General features: G+C 77.5%; 1 protein-coding gene. It reads left to right on the top strand.

The window, feature by feature from the left end; all coding sequences use genetic code 11:
- Nucleotides 1-48: 48 nt before the first annotated feature.
- On the top strand, nt 49-4292 hold a 4244-nt coding region (locus HNP84_RS48800; RefSeq protein ID WP_185056985.1), incomplete at its 3' end, for a type I polyketide synthase.

Raw genomic sequence — 4292 nt, forward strand, 5'->3', positions numbered from 1 at the left:
CCCGCACGCACACGCCCGACCGATCAAGCCTGGCGGAAGGCGCCTCGAATGCCGGATGACGAGAAGCTTCGCGAATATCTGAAGAAGGTCACCGCCGAGCTGCGCGCGACCCGGCGGCGGCTCCGTGAGGCCGAGGAGCGCGACCGGGAGCCGATCGCGATCATCGGCATGGCCTGCCGCTACCCCGGCGGCGTCACCGGCCCCGAGGGGCTGTGGGACGTCGTGGCGGCCGGGCGCGACGTGACCTCCGGCCTGCCCGGCGACCGCGGCTGGAACCTGGCGGCGCTGTACGATCCCGACCCGGCCCGCTCCGGCACGACCTATGTGCGGCGCGGCGGGTTCCTGGACGACCCGGCCGGGTTCGACGCCGAGTTCTTCGGGATCTCGCCCCGGGAGGCGCTGGCGATGGACCCGCAGCAGCGGCTGCTGCTGGAGGCGTCCTGGGAGGCGCTGGAGCACGCGGGCCTCGACCCCACGGCGCTGCGCGGCAGCGACACCGGCGTGTTCGCGGGCATCAACCACCACCAGTACGGCCCGCTGTTCCACCAGCCCCTGCCCGAGGTCGAGGGCCACCTGTCCACCGGCGTGGTGCCGAGCGTGGCGAGCGGGCGGATCGCGTACACGCTCGGCCTGGAGGGACCGGCCGTCACCGTGGACACGGCCTGCTCCACCTCCCTGGTCGCCCTGCACCTGGCGGTGCGGGCCCTGCGCGGCGGCGACTGCGCGCTCGCGGTGACCGGCGGGGTGACCGTGTTGTCCACGCCCGGCTCGTTCGTCGAGCTGAGCAGGCAGCGCGTGCTCGCCCCCGACGGGCGGTGCAAGGCGTTCTCCGCCCAGGCCGACGGCATGGGCATGGCCGAGGGCGTCGGCATCCTGGTCCTGGAGCGCCTGTCCGACGCCCGGCGCCACGGCCACCGCGTGCTGGCCGTGGTGCGCGGCAGCGCCATCAACCAGGACGGCGCGTCCAACGGCCTGACCGCGCCGAGCGGGCCCGCTCAGGAGCGGGTGATCCGGCAGGCCCTCGCCGCCGCCGGCCTGTCGCACGAGCGGATCGACGCGGTGGAGGCCCACGGCACCGGCACCGCGATCGGCGACCCGATCGAGGCGCGCGCCCTGCTCGCCACCTATGGGCGCGACCGGGACCGGCCGCTGTGGCTGGGGTCGGTCAAGTCCAACATCGGGCACACCCTGGCCGCCTCCGGCGTGGCCGGGGTGATCAAGATGGTGCAGGCCATGCGGCACGGCGTCCTGCCGCGCACCCTGCACGTCGCCGAGCCGACCCCGCACGTGGACTGGGACTCCGGCGCGATCCGCCTCCTCGCCGACCCGGTCCCGTGGACCACGGACGGGGCGGAGCCGCGACGGGCCGGGGTGTCGTCGTTCGGGCTCAGCGGCACCAACGCGCACGTGATCCTGGAGCAGGCCCCGGAGCCCGAGCGGGCCGCCGGGGCACCCGAGGGGCCGGTGCCCGTCGTGCTGTCGGCGAAGACCGCCGAGGCGCTGGGGGAGCAGGCACGCACGCTGGCCGCCCACTGCGCCGCCCACTCTGCCGCCGACGGCGACGGGACGGCCGGGGACGCCGCCCTGCTCGACGTGGGCTACACCAGGAGCCTGCGGCCGGTGTTCGAGCACCGGGCCGTGGTCGTCGCCCGCGACCGGGCCGGGCTCATCGCAGGGCTGGAGTCCGTCGCGGCGGGCACCGAGGAGCCCGCGGCGGGCGGCCAGACGGGAGGCACGGCGGCGGGCAAGGCGGGCGGCAAGGTCGCCTTCCTGTTCTCCGGGCAGGGCAGCCAGCGGCCCGGCATGGGCCTGGGCCTGCACGCCCGCTTCCCCGCCTTCGCGGAGGCGTTCGACGCGGTCGCCGCCGAGCTGGACCGGCACCTGGACCGGCCGCTGCGCGAGGTGATCGCCGACGGGAGCGGCCTGCTGGACCAGACCCGGTACGCCCAGACCGGCCTGTTCGCGCTCCAGGTGGCCCTGTACCGGCTGGTGGAGTCCTGGGGCGTGCGCCCGGACCTGCTGCTCGGCCACTCGATCGGCGAGCTGGCCGCGGCCCACGTCGCCGGGGTGCTCTCCCTTCCGGACGCCTGCGCGCTCGTGGCCGCCCGGGGCCGGCTGATGCAGCAACTGCCCGCCGGCGGCGCCATGTACGCCGTCGCCGCGGGCGAGGAGGAGGTGCTGCCGCTGCTCACCGAGCGGGTGGCCATCGCGGCGCTCAACGGCCCGGAGGCCACGGTCGTCTCCGGCGAGGAGGAGGACGCGGGCCGCATCGCCGCGCACTTCGCCGCGCTCGGCCGCCGCACGCGGCGGCTGCGGGTCAGCCACGCCTTCCACTCCCCGCTCATGGAGCCGATGCTGCGGCCGTTCGCCGCCGTGGCCGAAGGGCTGGCGTTCCACCCGCCGGGCATCCCGGTGGTCTCCACGCTGACCGGCCGCCCGGCCGAGGACATGGACACGCCCGGCTACTGGGTGCGCCAGGTGCGCCAGCCCGTCCGGTTCGCCGACGGGCTGCGGAACCTGGCCGGGCAGCAGGTCTCGCTCATGGTCGAGCTGGGCCCGGACGGCGTGCTGGCGGCGATGGCGCCCGACCGGCGGATCGTGCCGCTGCTGCGCGCCGGCCGCGACGAGCCCGAGACCCTGCTCACCGCGCTGGGCGAGGCCCACGCCCGCGGCCTGGACGTCTCCTGGCGCGAGCTGTTCGCCGGCACCGGCGCCGAGCCGGCCGACCTGCCCGCCTACCCGTTCCAGCACCGGCGCTACTGGCTCGCCCCCGCCACCGGCGCGGACGCCGCCGGGCTCGGCCTCGCCCCGGCCGGGCACCCGCTGCTCGGCGCCGCCGTGTCGCTGGCCGAGGGCGACGGCCTGGTGCTGACCGGCAAGCTGTCCCGGGACGCCCAGCCGTGGATCGCCGACCACGCCGTGCTGGACACCGTGCTGCTGCCCGGCGCCGCCTTCGCCGAACTGGCCCTGCACGCCGGGGCCCACGCCGGGTGCGGGCACGTCGAGGAGCTGACCCTGCACGCGCCGCTGGTCCTGCCCGAGCAGGGCGCCGTCCAGGTCCAGGTGACCGTGGGGCCCGCCACGGAGTCGGGCAGGCGCGACCTGGCGATCCACTCCCGGCACGAGGACGCCGACGGCCCCTGGCTCCGGCACGCCGAGGGAACCCTGGCCGCGCACCCGCCCGCCCCGGCCGCCGCGCCCGCCGCCCCGGGGACCGCGTGGCCGCCGCCCGGGGCCGAGCCGGTCGAGCTGGGCTCCTACTACGACCTGCTGGCCGAGCGCGGCTACCACTACGGCCCGGCCTTCCAGGGGCTGCGCGCCGCCTGGCGGCTCGGCGAGGAGGTGTACGCCGAGGTCGCCGCCCCCGAGAGCGTCCGGGTGGACGCGGCGTCGTACGGGCTGCACCCGGCGCTGCTCGACGCCGCCCTGCACGCCGCCGGGGCCGCCGCGCCCGAGCGCACCGAGCAGGTGCTGCTGCCGTTCTCCTGGTCCGGCCTGACCCTGCACGGCACCGGCGCCGCGACACTGCGCGTCCGCCTGGCCCCCGCCGGCGACGACGCCCTGTCCGTCGAGGCCGCCGACGAGACCGGGGCGCCGGTCGCCTCGGTCGGCTCCATCACCCTGCGGCCCGTCGCCCCCGGCGCCCTGCGCGCCGGCGCCGACGAGACGGGCGCGCTGTTCCGCGTCGAATGGCACCGCGTCGAGCGTCCGGACCCGGTCCCCGAGCCCCGGCGCTGGGTCACGGTCGGCGACCCCGGCTGGGACTCCGCCGCCGAGCCGCCCGAGGTCGTGATCGCGCCCTTCACCGATGGGGCATCCGACGGGGAGTCGGCCGGGGAGACGGACCCGTCCGCCGCGGTGCACCGCGCCCTGGGCCTCCTGCAGCGCTGGCTGGCCGAGGAGCGGTTCGCCGCCTCCCGGCTGGTCGTCGTCACCCGCCACGCCGTGGCGGCCGGCGACGGCGCCGAGGTGCGCGATCCGGCGGGCGCGGCCGTCTGGGGCCTGGTCCGCTCCGCCCAGGCCGAGCACCCCGGCCGGTTCGTCCTGGTGGACGCGGACAACGACGGGTCGCTGCCGGAGGCCCTGGCCGCGGACGAGCCCCAGGTCGCCGTACGCGGCGGCGCGCTGTACGTGCCCCGCCTGGCCAAGCTCCCCACCGCCCCGGCCGCCCCCGCCGCCCTGACCGGAACCGCCCTGATCACCGGCGGCACCGGGACGCTGGGCCGTCTGGTGGCGCGGCATCTGGTGACCGTGCACGGGGTGCGGGATCTGGTGCTGGTCTCCCGTCGTGG

It is taken from the genome of Thermocatellispora tengchongensis (genome assembly GCF_014202315.1).
Lineage (GTDB): Bacteria > Actinomycetota > Actinomycetes > Streptosporangiales > Streptosporangiaceae > Thermocatellispora > Thermocatellispora tengchongensis.